Here is a 17,415-nt window from a genome sequence, read left to right as displayed (position 1 = left end):
TATGCTCACTATTGCCAATACTCAATTTTCTTCCCGTTTGATTACCGGTACCGGCAAGTTTGCCAGCGGGCAAAGCATGCAGGCAGCGCTGTCTGCCAGTGGCACCGAACTGGTCACACTGGCCCTGAAACGGCTGGATCTGGTGCAAAACAAAGACGATATTCTGGCCCCACTGCAAGAGCTGGGGGTGCGTTTATTACCTAATACCTCAGGGGCCAAAACCGCCGAAGAGGCTGTTTTTGCCGCTCGCCTCGCCCGCGAAGCCATAGGGACTAGCTGGCTTAAGCTGGAGATCCATCCGGATCAGCGCTACCTGCTACCGGATCCAATCGAAACCCTTAAAGCAGCAGAACAGCTGGTCAAAGAGGGGTTTATCGTGCTGCCCTATTGCGGCGCTGACCCAGTGTTATGTATGCGTTTGCAGGAAGTTGGCTGCGCTGCGGTTATGCCCCTGGGGGCACCGATTGGCTCCAACCGCGGCCTGCTAAGCAAAGACTTTCTCGACATTATTGTCGAGCAAAGCCAGGTGCCGGTGATTGTCGATGCTGGCATCGGCGCGCCCAGTCATGCTGCCCAGGCCATGGAAATGGGCGTGGATGCGGTACTGGTTAATACCGCCATTGCCGTTTCCCCTAACCCTGTAGCCATGGGGCGGGCTTTCAAACAAGCAGTGACAGCCGGGCGCACCGCCTTTGAGGCAGGCCTTGGCAGTGTGCAAAAAAATGCCGTGGCATCCAGCCCCCTGACCGGTTTTCTGGAGCACTTATGAGCTTTGCCGCCTTGCTTGAAAACTGGGACTTTGACGACGTTACCCTGCAAATTAATGCCTGCACTGAAGCGGATGTGCGCCGTGCCCTGAGCAAATCCAAGCGGGATCTACAGGACTTTATGGCCTTGATTTCACCGGCCGGCGACGCCTTTTTGGAAGAGATGGCACAGCAGTCTTACCGTCTGACCCGTCAGCGCTTTGGCAATACCCTGCAATTTTACATTCCCTTGTACCTGTCGAATCTGTGTGCCAATGACTGCACGTACTGTGGGTTTTCCATGAGTAATAAGCTCAAACGTAAAACCCTCAGCCTGGACGAAATAGAAGCCGAGTGTCTGGCCATCAAAGCCATGGGCTTTGATTCTTTGCTGTTGGTCACCGGCGAGCATGAAACTAAGGTGGGCATGGACTATTTTCGCCAGGCCCTGCCGGTTATCAAGCGCCACTTCAGCTACCTGACCATGGAAGTGCAGCCGCTGGCCGAAGCCGAATACCGTGAACTGTGCCAACTGGGCCTGGATGCCGTGCTGGTTTATCAGGAAACCTACCAGCGGCGCACTTATGCCAAGCATCATCTGAAAGGCAAAAAAATGGACTTTGACTGGCGCCTGGATACCCCTGAGCGCCTTGGCCGGGCCGGGGTAGATAAGATGGGATTGGGGGTTCTGATTGGTCTGGATGACTGGCGCACCGACAGTTTTTTCGCTGCCCTGCATTTAAAATATCTGCAAAAGACCTACTGGCGCAGCCGCTATTCGCTGTCCTTTCCCCGCCTGCGGCCCTGCTCCGGGGGCTTGCTGGATAAGACCCAGATGAGCGACCGCCAGTTGGTGCAGTTAATTTGCGCCTACCGTTTACTGGACAGTGAAGTGGAAATTAGCCTTTCCACCCGCGAGTCGGCGCAATTCAGAGACAAACTACTGCCCCTGGGTGTCACCAGCTTAAGCGCCGGATCCAGCACTCAACCTGGTGGCTATGCCAATGCAGACAAGGCCTTGGAGCAATTCGAGATTGACGATGCCAGAGCCCCACAAGTGGTCGCGGAAGCAGTAAAAAAGGCGGGTATGCAGCCAGTTTGGAAGGACTGGGAAAAGAGTTACTCGCAGGCCTGATAAGGTTATGCCTGACCGATGATTTATGCTAAACCTTCTGATAATTTCGCAAGAGCAGCACAAGCCATTCAAGGAAAAGTCATGACCAAAGAACAAATGATCATTGCCTTACAAGATGTCGAACAGAAATTTAAACGCAATCACGAGGTTATTGAAGAGGTATGGGACGCAGGGTCGCCCTTTATGTCCATAGCCCGTCAACAAGCAGCCAGAGTAATGGAAGAGGAAATTGCCGCTATTCTGCGCGCCGAATAACCCACTAGGAGCCAAGCATGAAGGAACATCATAAAATCAATTATCTGGAGTTACCGGCCAAAGATCTTGAGGCCACCCGCGCCTTTTTCCAAAGCGTGTTTGGCTGGCAGTTTGTTGACTACGGGCCAGACTATAGCTGCTTTACCAACGGCGGCATGGACGGCGGTTTTTACCGCGCTGATGCGTCTGCGTCCGTGGCCAGCGGCAGCCTTTTGATGGTGTTGTACAGCCAGGATCTTGTCGCCACCCAAGATGCCGTAACGCAGGCTGGCGGCAAGATTATCAAACCCATTTTCGCCTTCCCCGGCGGTCGGCGTTTCCACTTTACCGATCCCAGCGAGAATGAATATGCGGTCTGGTCTGAGTAAGGTCGCAGTGCCGCTGTTTCTGGCCTTAGGGGTCATGGCTAGCGGTGCACAGGCCGACTGCTTAAAGGACGCCGGGGGCGATGTGATCTGTGGTAAAGGCAGCTGCGCGCGGGATTCATCCGGCCAGGTATTTTGCTCAGCCTTTAAAGATGGCGAAGCCATTCGCGACCGCATGGGAGAGGTGCTGTGCGGCAAGGGCAAATGTCGTATTGATCAGAATATGCAAACCTGGTGTTCAACCGCGCTTGGCGGCGGCGCCGAGCGCAATGACAAAGGCCTGGTGATGTGCCTGGATGGCTGTGAACCGGCCAGCAAAACCATGTGCGAGCAAACTACCGCAACCCGCTGACGTAAAACAAACCAATAACGAAACGATTGTGTTCACTATATTCAAGTGCTACCGTGCGAACATATAGTGAACTGCGTATCTTAGCCCATGGCAAAGTCAGGAAGACCCATAGACCCGGCCCGTACTCAGGCGGTATGGCAGGCCGTATCCGAACTTGTTATGGAGAAAAGCCTGGCCGGACTGACCATGGAAGGCATAGCCAAGCACGCCGGTATTTCCAAGGTTACCTTGTATCGCCGTTATGGCGATCTGGCCAACCTGGTGCAAGCCTATGTGACATTTCATACCGAACAAGCGTTAAGCACAGAACCAGCCTTAAGTAGCGACAGCCAATCTGCTACCCAAAGGGATTTGCAGACTCAATTATCGTCCTTGGGTTATCAAATCCTTAGCCTGATCTCCCGTCCCGATGTACTGCTGTTCGATACAGCAATTAGCGCCGCCCAGCGCCAATTCCCGGAGCTTGGTAAGCAGCTATTCACTTGTGGCCCGGCCAGGGTGTTGGCCAATCTGACCGCCATGCTAGCGCCTTTTCTGCACGCACATGGAAATAAACTGACAGCAGAAGAGGCCGCCCACATGCTTTTCGCGCTATGGAAAAGTGGTTTCTATGACGAGCTGCAAATGACCGGCCGGATGCCTTTGTCAGCCGAGCAGTTAAAGCAACATGCCGAGCGAAAAACTCAGCTATTTTTTCAGTTCATTAAGGAATGCTGATGCGCCGTCGTCCTATGCCACAAGCCCTACATGAGGTATTTGGTGAACAGCAGTCTGTCACAGAGATCCTGGTGATTTTGCTCTTTGCCCTGCTGGGTACGGCCTGTATCTACTATCAGTTTCAGTTGCTGCCGCACAACCTAGCAAGCTGGAAGCTGATGGTGGGTCTGTTAATCGTGGCCGACATTCTGGCCGGGTTTATCGCCAACTTCAGTCAGGGCACCAATAATTATTATGCCAAGCGCCCCTCCAGCCGCCTGGTGTTTATTGCCATTCACCTGCATCTGCCGCTGGTTGCCTGGCTAATGGGTGCCGACCTGGCAAGTGCCGCACTTATCTGGGCCATAACTATCGTCAGTGCGCTGATTGTAAATGCCCTGCACGGCTCTCCCTTTCAGTTGTTTACCGCTGCCGCCCTGATGGGCGCTGGCTTGTTGGTATTGATGCAACTGGCACTGCCGGTTTGGTTTGCCCTGGTCTCGGTGTTTTTTATGCTCAAGGTTATGTTCAGCTTTGCGGTTAATCACTACCGTGCTTAGTCAGTAAAACAGAATATTTGTCGCCTTGCCGGGGCGCTGATAAGGTAAGTTTTCAGCAAGATACGCAATAGATTGCCACCGTCAGGATGACACCCATGAAACACGTTATTTTATGAACATTACTGGGCTTGAGCGCCTGCCAGTCCACCACTGAGCCTGCGCCAGAACAGAATAACAACCTACCCTATTTGGACTTAACGGCCGTTCAAGGCGACAAGCCAGAACGCCAATACTGGCAAGAAAGTAAGCGCACCTATCCAGGTTACCCTATTGCTGCTGCCGCCGACCGGCGGTCAGGTTGTGTACAGTTTGAATTCGGCATTAATGCACAGGGTCACCCAGAAGGGTACCGGATAATAAAGTCCTATCCTCAAGGGATATTTGATCAAAAAGCCGCAGATGCTTTAGCCCAGTGGCGTTGGAAGTCAGCGACCAATGAGTCTCAAGGTCAGCCTGTTTTCACTCGTGTTCAAATGGATTTCATGGTTAAAGGGGCTAGAAACATTGCTGAAGCCGAGGAAAATTGCGGCTATCAGCATAATTAAAAATTATCTTGTAACCTAAATACGCATTCCCGGCTGCGCTGTATTGGCAATAATCCATATTCAGCCGTCAATAGATGGATTAAAATGCCGCCTTTATTGGTTAGCCCAGTTTGCAATCAGGACATAGCAATGCCAAAAGCAAGTGAAATCAAAAAGAATTCAACCATCGTTTATAACAACAAAACCTGTATCGTTCGTGATATCGAGCGTTCTGTGCCACAAGGCCGTGCAGGTGGCAGCATTTACCGTATGCGTATGTACGATGTGGTAAGCGGTGCCAAATTTGACGAAACCTTTAAAGATTCCGACATGCTGCAACTGGCTGATTTGGTGCGTCGTCAGGCCACGTTTTCTTACATCGACGGTGACGAGTATGTGTTCATGGATAAGGAAGACTACACCCCGTACAACCTGAACAAAGATGCCATTGCCGAAGAGATTCTGTTTATCAATGAAGAAACCGACGGTATCCAGGTATTGATCGTAAGCGACGTGCCAGTTGCATTGGACCTGCCTATCAGTGTAGAACTGGAAGTAGTAGAAACCGATCCGTCTATCAAGGGTGCCTCTGCCACGTCTCGCACCAAACCAGCCAAGTGCTCCACCGGCCTGGTGGTACAAGTACCCGAATATGTCGCCACCGGCGATTGGATCCGTGTGAATATTGAAGAGCGCAAGTTCCAAGGGCGCGCGGATCGATAAGCTCTGTTGCCTGATACGAAGAAGCCCGGCGTTGCCGGGCTTTTTGCTTTTAGTGCTGCGGTAATTCATACATTCACCACCAAGAACACCAAACGTAGCGACCAAAGATACATGACTTGTTGCAATTACCCTGCCCTGCGGTGAGTAGCTGCGCCTCATGCAAAGTAAATAAACAAACCCAGTTTGCATTCACAAATGTTTCTCAACTAAATCTCTGCTTCAGCCTATAAAACTAAGGTTTAACTCAATTGACCAAACAGGAATGCTGTCGGATTTTTATACAAAACCATCACTTTTCTTCCAAAGAGACAACTCAAGCATTTGTTATTATTGAAGTATATTTACTGGCGCATAACTTGCTGGAGAGATTTTTGAAAAACAATAAGGATCCATGGTTATGACAACTTTACGTAAATTCATGTTAGTTATGGTAATGACACTGGTAAGTGTGAGCAGTGCGCAGGCAGCCATTATCAGTGGCACCTGGAACTTCGAAGTCGGCATTTACTCTGGGAGCTTCTCTTTTACCAACCTTGACACCAGCCAAAGCCATATTAACTCTACTGCCGCTGGATTTTCGGTGACAAAGAACTTTATCACTGGCGGAACCGACATGTTTACTATAGATGGCAATTTATTATTCCTGGGTGCAGACCTAATTGGCGAAGGACCCGTGACACATTTTTTTACCGGCTCAGGCAATTTTGGCGACTGGTCTCTCTGGTATATATCCCTGTCTTCCTTGCAATCAGGCAGCGCAACTGGGGATTTTCAGTATTCTGCTGGCACAGCGAACAGCCCTGTAAATATTATTGCAAATGCCAGAATAACCTCTGCCGCTGCAGCCGTACCTGAACCCGCGTCACTCGCCTTAATCTGCCTTGGTTTGCTTGGCGTAGCGGTTAATCGCAAAAGAAAGCGCCTAGGGTAAAACTTGCTTGAGACATATAACGACTCCCCTGGGAGTCGTTTTTGTTTATTTGGCGCTCGCGTCAGGGATGAAGGAAAGCAAGGGCTTGAATTCTCATCTACCTGCCTTTTTGTATTAAGAAAAGCAGGCCAAATCAACAACGCCGAAAATTCACCCGCTTTTTATCTTCAGCTACTGTATAGTAGCGTCTGATTTATCGGAGTTCTGATGCGCCACGAACCTAACCACACAATGACCAGCCGCATGGCCTCGCTGTTTTCAGCGATGCTTATGGCGATTCTTGTGCTGGGCGTTTCGGTCGGTTCTACGCCGACTGCCCGTGCGCAGTTAGTTCAGCATGACTCTACTCAGATTCAGCCCTTTACCCAATGGGCCACGGTCACGCTGCGCTCCAGTAAATCATCGGCAATACAAAAAGAGCGTCATGACAGCGGCAACGACCTTGATCATGGGCTAACAGCTTGCCGCCCTAACAGCTTTGGCCATCAAGGCCTTGACGCACCGGCAATCGCCGGTGATTTCACTACCCATAGCTGTTACGGCCTTCCTCAGGCCAGAGCGCCGCCTGTTCAGTAATTCTTCACAGCCTTATTAACCAGCCGCCTGTTTGCAGCGCGGCTGCTTGTGCATTTTGTGTTTTCAGGATTACTTATGAACGTATTTTCCATGCGTGCCTTTGGGTACGTGCTTATTATGCTGCTCGGCCTGCTAAGCGCCGCGCCTAACCTGCTGCCAACCTCGGTAGCCAACAAATTACCCGATTGGTACAACCACAATACCCTGGCCTTAGGATTGGACTTACAAGGCGGCTCACACCTGCTTTTAGAAGCCGATACCCAGGCGTTATTTAAACAACAATTGGATGACGCCAGTGACCAGCTACTGAGCGCATTGCGGGAGCAGCATATTCGCTACAGCCGTGGTGACAACAACCAGCCACAACAGCGCAGCTTTGTGCTTAAGGATGTCAGCCAATGGCCTCAAGTGGCCAAACAGGCAGCCAGCCTCAATCTGCTCAACAATGGTCGTAGCGGTATCAGCCTTGAACTACAAGGCAATAAAGTGGTGATGCAGCTCAGCGAGGCTTTCCAACAGGCGCTTTTGAAAGACGCCATTGACCGCAGCCTGGATGTAGTGCGTAAACGACTGAATGAAACCGGCTTAACCGAGCCCAGCATTACCCGCCAGGGCAAAGATGCCATCTTAGTGCAGATGCCTGGGGTGAGCGATCCACAACAAATCAAAGCCTTGCTTGGCACCACAGCGCAGATGAGTTTTCACTGGCAACAGCCGTCGCCTAGCGGGGCGATAATGGTAAAAGACCGTCAGGGCATGCCTTACTTTCTGGAAACTCGCGTCGCGCTGGAAGGCACCCATATTGTTGATGCCCAGGCCGCCTTTAGTCAGGAAAGTGGCCAGCCAGTAGTTAACTTCAAACTCGACAGCCAGGGTGCCAAGCTGTTTGGCGATATGACCAAAAGCAATATTGGCCGGGTGCTGGCCATAGTACTTGACGATGAAGTGGTTACTGCACCTGTTATCCGTAGCGCCATTCCTGGCGGGCGCGGTGAAATCAGTGGCAGCTTTACTATGGCCGAAGCTCACGATGTGGCATTGATGCTACGAACCGGAGCCCTGCCAGTGCCACTCACTGTGGTGGAAGAACGCACTGTGGGGCCGGATTTAGGCAGCGACGCCATTCAAATGGGCGTGACCACCGGCATATTAGGTGCGGCGCTGGTACTGGTGTATATGCTGGTTGCCTATGGGGGCTGGGGCCTGATTGCCTGTGTGGGGCTGAGTGTCAATATTGGTTTGGTGTTCGGTTTACTGAGCTTATTTGGCGCGACGTTAACCTTACCGGGCATTGCCGGCCTGATACTGACCATAGGGATGGCAGTGGATGCCAATATTCTGATTAATGAGCGCATCAAGGAAGAGACCCGCAAAGGCAGACCCGCCGGTATTGCCTTAAAAGCGGGGTTTGATAAGGCTTTCGCCACTATTATCGATTCTAACTTCACCACATTAATTGCCGTTAGCCTGCTGTTTATGTTCGGTAGCGGCCCGGTCAAAGGCTTTGCGGTAACCATCGCTTTGGGTCTGTTGACCTCACTGTTTACCTCGGTATCCCTGACCCGCCTGTTGATGCAGTGGCGGGTCAAAGGCAAGGAGCGCCAGCCCATGCCGATGGGTGGCTTGGATATCAGCCGCTGGATGCCGAAAAAAGAAGTGAACTTCTTACGCGGCAAAGTACCGGCGCTGTGTGTCTCTGTGGCGCTGACACTGTTGTCTATCGGCCTGTTCTTTAAACCCGGCCTGCACTACGGGGTAGACTTTACCGGCGGCATTATGATGGAAGTGCATGCTCCGGGCATGGCTGTGGACGATCTGCGCTCTGCCATTGAACGCCAGGGCTTGGGCGAGATAGCAATCCAGGAATACGGCGCCGAGCATGAATTTTTGCTGCGCGCGGCTAACAATGGCGGTGACAGTCCTGCGCCCAAGGTTGTTGAGCAATTAAAGGCCACTATTGTTGCAGCTAATGCCGACGCCAGCTTTCCCAAGGTGGATGTGGTAGGCCCCAAGGTCAGCGGCGAGTTTGCTGATTTGTCGATTCTGGCTTTGCTGATTGCTGGCGGCGGTATGCTGGTGTACTTGTGGCTGCGCTTTGAAGCGCATTTTGCCGTGGCAGCATTGGCCACTATCGGCCTGGATCTAACCAAAACCATCGGCTTTTTTGCCCTCACCGGCATTGAGTTTAACCTCACCGCCGTGGCAGCCCTACTGGCCTTGTTGGGTTATTCAATCAACGACAAAGTGGTGGTGTTTGACCGGGTACGGGAGCTATTTAGGCTCGAACCCGAGGCGGATATTGACAGCCTGATGAACCGGGCGGTGACCTCCACCTTAACCCGTACCTTGTATACCTCGGTAACCACTTTTTTGGCACTGCTGCCCATGGGTATCGCCGGTGGTGATGCGGTAAACAGCTTTGCTCTGCCCATGCTGTTTGCGGTGGTGATAGGCACCTCCTCCACCATCTTTATCGCCACGCCGATTCTGTCGATATTAAGTAAACGCCGCGCCGCCAAAGGCAAGCCGCAGCTTAGGCCCACAGCCGAGGAGATCCAGCAAGAGTTGGCGCATTTGCCATAGAGTGAGCTTTGCGAATACAAAGCAGTCTGGGCATAGAAGGTAGGTGTATAGAACCTCTATGCCCTGGTATTTTACGTTTTAGCCCAGCGCTGGGCATTCAATAAATACCCGCGAAGCACACGAAGAAATACAAAAAGTAATCCCCTTTATGTTCTCTGTGTTCTTAGTGGCGAAAAACTAACGCTTTATGAGTCTACCAACCATGGAGATAAGACCTGCATTTATGCACGCTTTCATCTTGGGGTTCCCGAAGACAAGATAAAACCACGAAGGTCACGAAGCACACGAAGAACAACTAAAAGCATCCCCTCCGTGCATTCTGTGTTCTTAGTGGTAAATATCAAAATCCAAGAATAGCGGAAGCATTGAACAGCTTCCGCTTGTGGTGATTTTCCGCCAATGAAAGGCTAGGCATCCAGGCGATTAGCCCCTGCCCATACCCGCATAGTATGGCGGCGGTTTTCCAACATCAGGTAGTCGCGCTGTTTGACGCTGCTGACATAGTGCCACTGGGCATCCACATAGTTGCGGCTGAAGGTCAGGGTTAAAAAGCCACGATCGGTCAGGTTGGTATAATGCAGATGGTCAATCAGCAGTCCTATCACCTGCTCGGTTTGCGCGATGGCCTGTGGGTTAGTGGTGTCCAGGCTAAGGTACTCCTCCATACCTGGTGAAGATACCGACGAGGTCGCAAATTCCACCCCGGCATAGCTATTAGCGGCCAGCGGATTATTGGCTGCGGTGACTAGGTTACCGGCCCAGCCGTTATGAGTGTCACCGGCCAGCACCACCAAGTTCTTTTGCATGGCACGAGCGGCACCTAACAAGGCTTCACGCTCGTAGGCATAACCGTCCCAGGCATCCAGGTTATAAGGGATTGTGGTTTCCACTCTGGCCCGCTCAGCCGCGGTTACACTGGGATCACCGGCCAGCACGCGGCCTTTGATTTGCGCCAGTTCAGCAAACAGCACATTAGCCTCTGCCAATATTGCCGACACATCCCCACCAGCAGCCAAGGTGGCTTCTACACTACCTAAAATCAGCATAATTTCGGCCGGTAGCCACATTTTAGTCATCAGCACTTGCTGGCCCAATACCTGCCAGGTGGCGGCAGATAGCGCCATATTGTCGGTTAGCCAGTTAAGCTGCTGGCCACCCAAAAGGCTGCGATTGGCATCGGTCAGCGCCGCCATAAAAGCCCCTTGTCCGGCCTGACTGGTCAGGTCAAAGTCCGCATAGCTTAGCTGTTTGTCGCGGGCCAGCACTCGGGTATCTAACATATACAGGCTGACCAGGTCGCCAAATTCGAATTTGCGATAAATTGGCTGGCTGCTGTCCTGGCCTCGAATCGGCATCCATTCAAAATAGGCCTTTAACGCCGCCAGTTTGCGGTCATCAAAGTGTCCTTCACCTTCATTGTGATTCTGTGCACCATCCCGCCAGGTATCGTTACTTACCTCATGGTCATCCCACACCGTAATAAAGGGCGCGGCTTGGTGCAGCGCCTGCAGGTCCTTGTCGGTGCGATACAGCGCATAGCGTTTACGATAATCGCTTAGGGTTAATAGCTCGCTATTGTTGTCGGCCGGGAAACTGCGGCCCAGTGCCTGGGCATCGTCACTGGCATAGCCGCCAGCGCCGTATTCATAAATGTAATCACCAAGGTGCAGTACTGCATCCAGATCGTCACGCTTAGCCACCTCGGCATAGGCATGAAAGTAACCGGCCGGGTAATTAGAGCAGGACATCACCGCCAGCTTTACCTGATCCAGCTCACCCTCAGGCAAAGTGCGGGTAGTGCCCACAGGGGATAAACGCTCGTTGGAGGCGAAGCGGTAGTAATAGCGGGTTCCGGCTTCCAGGTTCTGTAAGTCGACCTTCAGGGTAAAATCGGTGTCGCTACCCACCTGCACCATACCGTCGTGCACCATTTCCTTAAAAGTATTGTCGAGCGCGACTTCCCAGCGCACTTGCACCGAGTTGGCCGCAGCCAGCTTGGGGGTGACACGGGTCCAAATCACCACTGCATCGTGAAGTGGGTCACCACTGGCTACACCATGGTCAAAAGAAACATCTACTTTGTCGCTGCCACTGTCTGAACTGCTGCCACAACCTGTCAGCCCGTAAGACAGCACTGCGGCGCCAAATCCAGCAGCCGAGGCTTTAAGGAAACTTCTGCGGGTCAACTTCATTATGCAAATTCCAGTCGAAAATCTGCGCGCAGGGTAACCAAGCTTTATGACAGTCTTTTGAAAGTAACAGTGTAATCCCGAGTTTTTTACCAAAATTTAGTGACATATTTTTTTCATTTACAGGTGGTGAGCCATAGGTTTTCACCCTGCTCGCCCCTATTATATGGCTATGCACATCACTCCTCCCCCTGCCCGTCCACTCACCGGACACATCAGGTTCTCGCCACCCGCGGGACGGTTTATCTTTGCCTTTGGCCAGCAGCCCATCAATTACCCACTGTCAGCTCGGCATAAAGCACCTGCTGATCAACCCTCCGATGGCAAAGATAAACAGATCCCTAACTTTGGAGTGCATTTATGGAAACCATCCTTATTGTCGGAGGAGGTGCCGGAGGCTTAGAACTGGCAACCCAGCTTGGGCATAAACTGGGCAAGAAAAAGCAGGCGCAGATTATTCTGGTGGATAAAAACACCAGCCATATCTGGAAGCCGTTACTGCATGAAGTGGCCAGCGGCTCGCTGGACACCAGCACCGACGGAGTCGCATACAGTGCCCATGGCGCTAAGCATTTTTACCAGTTTCAGCACGTAGAAATGATTGGGCTGAATGCCCAGAGCAAAAGTGTGCGCCTGGCCGCCATGTTCGATGAAGAAGGCCGTTTGGTGGTGCCTGAGCGCGAGCTGGCTTATGACACTCTGATTATGGCTATTGGCAGTGTGTCCAACGACTTTGGCACACAGGGTGTGGCTGAGCACTGCTATTTTCTCGACTCCCCCAAACAGGCGGATAAATTTCACCGCTCACTGATTAATGCTTTTGTGCGGGTTAATCAGGCCGATGCCCGGGAGTATCTGAATATCGCCATAGTGGGTGGTGGCGCCACCGGCGTAGAGCTGTCTGCCGAGCTGTATCATGTGGCGGCGCTGGCCCAGCGCTATGGTCTGCCGCAGATTAATGCTCATCGTTTGCGCATCAGTTTAATTGAAGCAGGGCCGAGTATATTGCCCGCCCTGCCTAAACGCATTTCCAATGCGGTCCGCACCGAGCTGATCAAGCTTGGGGTTGAAGTGTTGGAAAACACCAAGGTTGCTTCTGCGGTAGAAAATGGCTTTTTTACCGCCGAGGATAAAACCATTCGCGCCGATTTGATGGTATGGGCAGCCGGGGTTAAAGCACCGGACTTTATCAAGCAACTAGGTATTTTTGAGTTAAACAGAATGCAGCAGATTCTGGTCACCCCCGAGCTGCAAGCCAAAGGCGTAGACGATGTATTTGTGCTGGGGGATTGCTGCGGTTGCCAGCAAGAAGACGGCAGTTGGGTACCACCACGGGCACAATCGGCGCACCAGATGGCCTCGCTTATCGCCGCTAATATTCTGCGCCGCCGTGCCGGTAAAGCCCTGAAGGCCTACCACTATAAAGACCATGGTTCACTGGTGAATTTAAGTCGTTACAGCACTGTGGGCAACCTGATGGGTAACCTCACCGGCAACAGCCTGTTTATTGAAGGCCGCATCGCTCGCTTTGTGTATATCAGTTTGTATCGCATGCATCAGGTAGCTATTCACGGCTGGCTTAAAGGCATGCTGATGATATTGGTGGAGAAAATCAATCGCGCAGTACGGCCTAAGCTTAAACTGCATTAGCGCTGATACCGCAGCAAGGCTTGGCGTTGCGAGTTGCGAGTTGCGAGAAAATAGAAGCATCTAATGCCAATGTTTCACCACGAAGCACACAGGTAACACGAAGAAAGACATCTTTCTTGTGTGCTTCGCTTCTTTCGCGGGTAATGGCGCATGTCATTTATATGTCGATAACGAAGTGTCTTTCCCAAAAATCAAAACACTCGATACTCAATGTACGGCACAACCTGCGAACTATAATCGATAGACGTTCCTTGCCACATCAAATTTGGCAGTACGTTCGCCGCTTTCGCCATTTAACACTTTATTGAAGAAGGTACGTACTTTCGCATTCTCAAGGGCCTCGCCTTCAAAATAGGCATGAGAGTCGCCAATATGGGCCATATGAGTAACATCCACATAAGTGGCATTTTGGGCATCCAGTTGGCGTAAATAATGCCCCAAACGCGCGTGTTGCTGCTCCCCCATTTTCAGCCGCGACGCTCGTAACGCAACGTCCTTTTCATTAATGGTAATGTAGAGACGATTGCGGAATTGAATCTTATCAACCCACTGGGCATGACCCTGATTATTGGTATCGGCAGCTATCATTACTACATTGTCAAACAGCAGCCGATTAGCATTATAGGTAGAACTGCGGAGTAAGTGCTTAAACAAATAGTTGCCCATACTGTGCAGCATTAGATTCACCGTAAAGGGGCACTTCTTGTTTACTTCTTTAGTAAAATAGCGGTCCCAGGCTTCGCTGTTTTTGCCGAATCTAGCCTCCGCTTTGGTTTCTAAAGCCTCTACATTATCCTGATTTAGTAATTTCAGAAGATCAGACATTTTTTCAAATACCCGATCCAGTGCACCAAGTGACACTAACGCATCGCGCTTGTCACTTTTATAGCTAAGTACGCCTTGCAATCCACCACCATTGGCCGGCCAGCTAAAACACAACACTTCAACGTTGAAGTTTTTTTCCAGTTGCTCTGCCCGTTCAAGAATATCGTTAATGTCATTATTGAAGCCGTGCACATAGAGCAACAAGTTTCTGCCTTGCCCCCCATTTTCCTCGCCTCTGCAACGTTTAATAAGCTTACTTGCCACATATGCGCTAGCGTACTTCTGTGCCTCTAAGCCTTTAGCTAATTGCTTCTTTTGCTCATTCGTTAACAAATCAGGCAGGATATCAATATGCCATTTTTTACCTTTGCGGCTGGCTTCAGCCAAACGCAGTGAATTCGCTCCAGCCATGGGCTTTTCGCCAAAGGCTTCTGTTACTTCATGCTTTGCTTCATTTACTTCGCGGTTTGTTACGATAAACATAGTGCTCTCCGTCGTTAACTCCCTGCCACGAAATATGGCTTAACTAAAAGTAGTCACTATTTGCATGGCCGCAACGGCCGGAATTGTTTCATAGCCACAGGTGGGTTTAATTGCGGATTTAGCCGCGCCCTCACCTTCGCCGCTTGCCATTTATGATAAAAAAGCCGGGCGCTGCCCGGCTTTTAATCTACTCATTTACCCGGTTACAAATAAAACCTCGTCCCAGTTCTATTCGGTTCCCTACTGCGCGGATTTGTCTGATTGTTCCAATCTACTTACAACAGGGTTTTGAATGCCGGATGCACTATCACTATTTAAGTCTTGCACGTATATAGCGCCAGACTGCTGGCCGTTAGCATCATGATGGGGGGTGGCTATCACGGCAACGCCCTTTGATAGCGCAACATTCCAGCCGAATTGGTCGCCAGACTTAGCATTCTCAGCAACAACCTTGCTGGTATATCGCCAACCATGTGGGCCTTTTTTGTATACGTACAATGCCCCCGTATCGGTGCCATTGGCATCGTGATTCATGGCACTGATAATGGCGGTATCGCCACTTAACGCTACACCGCGGCCAAATCTGTCGTCTGCCGCGCCGTCTGGGGAGATCAATTTAACCTCTTGCGTCCAGGCATCCCCCTCTCGCACAAAGAGATAGGCAGAGCCGGCATCTACCCCCAGCTCATCAATATCGTCTCGCCTGGCCGAAATTAATGCGGTGTCGCCTGAAATCGCGGCCCTGACGCCAAAAATATCGGTTTTACCGCCATCAGATGCCACAAGCTTAGCTTGTTGCTGCCACTGATTATTTTGCACCACATAAACGTACACGGCCCCGGCGTTTTCGGCTTTTTCATCATGTAAGTCCGCGCCCACCAGAATGGTATTGCCGTCTATAGCCACACTGATGCCAAACAAATCCCCTGCTGCGCCATCACTGGCAGTGATTTTGCTTTGATAGCGCCATATGCCGTTTTCCCGCTGGTAAATATACGCCGCCCCGGAGTCGACGCCCAAGGCATCACTATTCGGCGCACCAATAACGAGGTAGTTATCAGTAAGTGCAACACTCTGGCCAAACGCATCCCCAGGCATGGCATCAGGTGCGGTAAAAATCTGCTTCTGTGTCCAGGTATTGGCGACACGCTCAAAAGAAACAACGGCGCCCGCGTCTTCACCTTTGTCATCCCTTCGCATCCCACCGAGCATGGCCACATTGTTTTTTAATGCCACTTTGCCGCCCAGTGTGTCGTCTGTGAAGATAGGATCAGCAACGAGTTTGGCTTGTTGGTACCAGCCCCGGTCACCTAAAACATAAACATACGCAACCCCAGCATCTTTGACGCCATTGATATCCGCTTTATGGGCACCAACAATTAGCGTAGCGCCATCGATATCCGCGCTGTAGCCAAAGTAATCCTCGGCCTTGCCATCATTCGCCAAGATAATGTGTTGCGTTGCCAAACTATCACCAGCCACTACAGTGAGTACGGCACAAAATTGAAGTTTGAGGCTATTGATAAATCTCACCCAATCCACCTGATTTTTATAGGATTTTCGGAGTGTAAAGGTATCAGAGAGAACAATTCAACTGACGATTAAGAATGGAAATATCTTGTTACTACATAGCTAAAGTAGTGGAGTTAAGAGGTGCCATCTACTGGACTTTCAACTGCTAAGATCTCACCCCGAAGGACACAGAGAAAACGAAGAAAAAGAATAGGTAACTAATGATTGGTATTTATCTTTGGGGGAAAGGTCAGGAGAAGTGCAACCACTTCAGTTATCTACAGCCTCAATAAACCTGCCCTCGTTGATCTCATATAGATTCATTTCACTCCACCTAAGCACGTAATTAACTTTATGATGAACAAAACTAAGAATGCTGCTCCACATAAAACTGCAATTATTCCCAGTAGGATAAAGATATTTGAATTTCTCGGACACCCCCAAGAACACATAGTAATGACCATCACACCTGAGGCTATAGAAGTTATGAGTAAACCAATAGTCAAAATAAGTAATTTCATTACTCAATTTATACCTTGCGTTTTATACAGCAAAAAAACGTGAGCGTAGCGAGTAGTTTTCCAATGATTTAACTTGCCTTATTTATTAATGCTTTTCATCACTTTGCAGTATCAAAATAGATGGCTCACTTGGAACAATATACCTTTCCAGTTCTCCTAACATTTCTTTTAATTCTTTTGCATATCTCTGATTACCACCAATAACAATTCTAATTGGTTCGTTTTTCGATTTAGCTGCATCAATTTTTTTGCGCAAAGTCTCTAGTGAGATATCACTACCATCAAGTGTAAGAGTATGATTTTTAGTTAAACCGATATGTAGCTCAAGTGCTGAGGACAAGGTGGTTACAAATGACAATGCCAACAAAGCATATTTAAGTCTCATATCTTCCCCTGAAACGTAACAAGCGCATGACCCTGTGCACTCTTTATGCCATATATGACAAAAAGCTGAGAAATCACAGTTTCCACTCATTTTTATCATACTAACAACTACTTGAAGAAACTCGCCAGCATTTTGTCTTCCACGTATCTGAGTGAAGCAACACTTTGGCTACTCGCCACCGGAGGACAATAAACAGGCTTTTGAGGCGGCTTTGCCGCCTTATGTAGCGAATACGGCTTCCCGGCGCTGCGGTAAGCTTGCAGTGAAGCCGAAATCAGAAGCCGTTTTGAGCGCAGGAGCTTTTGGCTCGCTGGGAAGCGAGTCATAAACCGCAAGGATGCGAGAGACATCCTTGCACTCAAAACCTACGACTCACTTAACCTACAAAAAAGCCGGGCAACACC

General features: G+C 50.5%; 17 protein-coding genes. 13 read left to right on the top strand and 4 right to left on the bottom strand.

Going from position 1 to position 17,415, the window contains the following annotated elements; translation table 11 throughout:
- The first annotated feature begins 1 nt into the window (after nt 1).
- From KJY73_RS03470 to secD, 12 genes are all read left to right on the top strand, one after another.
- On the top strand, nt 2–769 hold the full coding sequence (locus KJY73_RS03470) for a thiazole synthase (RefSeq protein WP_214340371.1): 768 nt from the start codon (nt 2–4) through the stop codon (nt 767–769).
- Complete coding sequence (gene thiH / locus KJY73_RS03465; RefSeq protein ID WP_214340364.1) at nt 766–1,881, top strand: 2-iminoacetate synthase ThiH; 1,116 nt, start codon at nt 766–768, stop codon at nt 1,879–1,881. Before KJY73_RS03470 ends, thiH begins: the two co-directional genes overlap by 4 nt.
- An 81-nt stretch (nt 1,882–1,962) precedes the next feature.
- Nucleotides 1,963–2,136, top strand: coding sequence for a hypothetical protein (locus tag KJY73_RS03460; protein WP_214340355.1), 174 nt, complete (start codon nt 1,963–1,965; stop codon nt 2,134–2,136).
- A gap of 17 nt (nt 2,137–2,153) precedes the next feature.
- Nucleotides 2,154–2,504, top strand: coding sequence for a VOC family protein (locus KJY73_RS03455; RefSeq protein WP_206592503.1), 351 nt, complete (start codon nt 2,154–2,156; stop codon nt 2,502–2,504).
- Nucleotides 2,485–2,853: a hypothetical protein gene (locus KJY73_RS03450; RefSeq protein ID WP_214340353.1), complete on the top strand. Its 369-nt coding sequence runs from the start codon at nt 2,485–2,487 to the stop codon at nt 2,851–2,853. The genes KJY73_RS03455 and KJY73_RS03450 overlap by 20 nt, the downstream gene beginning before the upstream one ends.
- Nucleotides 2,854–2,940: 87 nt before the next feature.
- A complete protein-coding gene (locus KJY73_RS03445; protein ID WP_214340351.1) occupies nt 2,941–3,570 on the top strand; it encodes a TetR/AcrR family transcriptional regulator in 630 nt (209 codons plus the stop codon).
- Nucleotides 3,570–4,109 carry a hypothetical protein gene (locus KJY73_RS03440; RefSeq protein WP_214340349.1) on the top strand — a complete coding sequence of 180 codons (540 nt, stop codon included), beginning with the start codon at nt 3,570–3,572 and terminating at the stop codon, nt 4,107–4,109. The genes KJY73_RS03445 and KJY73_RS03440 overlap by 1 nt, the downstream gene beginning before the upstream one ends.
- A 188-nt stretch (nt 4,110–4,297) precedes the next feature.
- The gene (locus KJY73_RS03435; RefSeq protein ID WP_214340345.1) at nt 4,298–4,654 is read left to right on the top strand and encodes an energy transducer TonB; all 357 of its coding nucleotides are present in this window, start codon (nt 4,298–4,300) and stop codon (nt 4,652–4,654) included.
- A 129-nt stretch (nt 4,655–4,783) separates the two neighbouring features.
- Nucleotides 4,784–5,356: an elongation factor P-like protein EfpL gene (gene efpL / locus KJY73_RS03430; RefSeq protein ID WP_214340343.1), complete on the top strand. Its 573-nt coding sequence runs from the start codon at nt 4,784–4,786 to the stop codon at nt 5,354–5,356.
- A 397-nt stretch (nt 5,357–5,753) separates the two neighbouring features.
- Nucleotides 5,754–6,287, top strand: a complete 534-nt coding sequence (locus KJY73_RS03425; RefSeq protein WP_214340341.1) for a PEP-CTERM sorting domain-containing protein — start codon at nt 5,754–5,756, stop codon at nt 6,285–6,287.
- 207 nt (nt 6,288–6,494) lie between these two features.
- Complete coding sequence (locus KJY73_RS03420) at nt 6,495–6,863, top strand: hypothetical protein (RefSeq protein ID WP_214340339.1); 369 nt, start codon at nt 6,495–6,497, stop codon at nt 6,861–6,863.
- 75 nt (nt 6,864–6,938) lie between these two features.
- The gene (gene secD / locus KJY73_RS03415; protein ID WP_214340338.1) at nt 6,939–9,446 is read left to right on the top strand and encodes a protein translocase subunit SecD; all 2,508 of its coding nucleotides are present in this window, start codon (nt 6,939–6,941) and stop codon (nt 9,444–9,446) included.
- Nucleotides 9,447–9,853: 407 nt separating this feature from the next.
- On the opposite strand, the gene KJY73_RS03410 is transcribed toward secD, so the two are convergent.
- Complete coding sequence (locus KJY73_RS03410) at nt 9,854–11,638, bottom strand: alkaline phosphatase D family protein (RefSeq protein WP_232848380.1); 1,785 nt, start codon at nt 11,636–11,638, stop codon at nt 9,854–9,856.
- 357 nt (nt 11,639–11,995) lie between these two features.
- Between KJY73_RS03410 and KJY73_RS03405 the strand changes: the two genes are divergently transcribed.
- Nucleotides 11,996–13,285, top strand: coding sequence for an NAD(P)/FAD-dependent oxidoreductase (locus KJY73_RS03405; RefSeq protein ID WP_214340336.1), 1,290 nt, complete (start codon nt 11,996–11,998; stop codon nt 13,283–13,285).
- Nucleotides 13,286–13,516: 231 nt separating this feature from the next.
- Here KJY73_RS03405 and KJY73_RS03400 read toward each other — a convergent pair whose 3' ends face one another.
- From KJY73_RS03400 to KJY73_RS03390, 3 genes are all read right to left on the bottom strand, one after another.
- Complete coding sequence (locus KJY73_RS03400) at nt 13,517–14,593, bottom strand: alpha/beta hydrolase (protein WP_214340334.1); 1,077 nt, start codon at nt 14,591–14,593, stop codon at nt 13,517–13,519.
- 240 nt (nt 14,594–14,833) lie between these two features.
- Nucleotides 14,834–16,126 carry an FG-GAP repeat protein gene (locus KJY73_RS03395; protein WP_214340332.1) on the bottom strand — a complete coding sequence of 431 codons (1,293 nt, stop codon included), beginning with the start codon at nt 16,124–16,126 and terminating at the stop codon, nt 14,834–14,836.
- 585 nt (nt 16,127–16,711) lie between these two features.
- Nucleotides 16,712–17,011, bottom strand: a complete 300-nt coding sequence (locus tag KJY73_RS03390) for a hypothetical protein (protein WP_214340330.1) — start codon at nt 17,009–17,011, stop codon at nt 16,712–16,714.
- Between the last annotated feature and the right edge of the window lie 404 nt (nt 17,012–17,415).

Source organism: Bowmanella yangjiangensis (genome assembly GCF_018531185.1).
In the GTDB taxonomy this organism is placed as follows: Bacteria; Pseudomonadota; Gammaproteobacteria; order Enterobacterales; family Alteromonadaceae; genus Bowmanella; species Bowmanella yangjiangensis.
The sequence above is the reverse complement of the archived record's forward strand: the minus strand, read 5'-3'. Positions and strand labels throughout refer to the sequence as shown.